The 647-nt window shown below is 68.5% G+C and carries 1 pseudogene; it reads left to right on the forward strand.

From position 1 onward, the window contains the following. Nucleotides 1-647: pseudogene (locus AC3WJP_RS29130) on the forward strand (hypothetical protein); the annotation flags it as partial.

Raw genomic sequence — 647 nt, forward strand, 5'->3', positions numbered from 1 at the left:
CTGATGCACGAGGCCCTGCGCGGCACCGGCGACCAGCGCGGCCAGCCATGCCGGCCCCTTCGCGGGCAAGCCTCGCTCCCACAGGGGTACGATGCGCGCCCGGACTGCGATGTAGGAGCAACGCTTGCGCGCGAAGAGGCCGGCACTGACGACACCAATAATGCCGCCACACCCGCCGCAGCCCGCGCTCGCCAGCAGATCATTCGCGGCAACCAGAGCTTCGTGCACGCGGCGTCCGCACGTGCCGCGGTGCCCGCTGCCGGCCCGTCCGGCCAAGCGCCAGGGCAGGGTGGCCAAGCCTCCGGCGACATCATGTTCAACTTCACCAACCAGCCCATCGAAGCCGTGATCAACAGCGTCATGGGCGACCTGATGCACGAGAACTACAGCATCGCCCAGGGCGTGACCGGCGACGTCAGCTTCTCCACCTCGCAACCGGTCAACAAGACCGAAGCGCTGTCGATCCTCGAGACCCTGCTGTCCTGGACCAACAACGCCATGATCCGCCAGGGCAACCGCTACGTGATCCTGCCGGCCAACCAGGCGGTCAGCGGCAAGCTCACCCCGACCCTGGCCTCCGCGCGCCCGGCCAGTGGCCTCTCGGCGCGGCTGTTCAGCCTGCGCTACATCTCCGCCACCGAGATGCA

The organism is Pseudomonas sp. GW821-FHT01A09 (assembly GCF_058986725.1).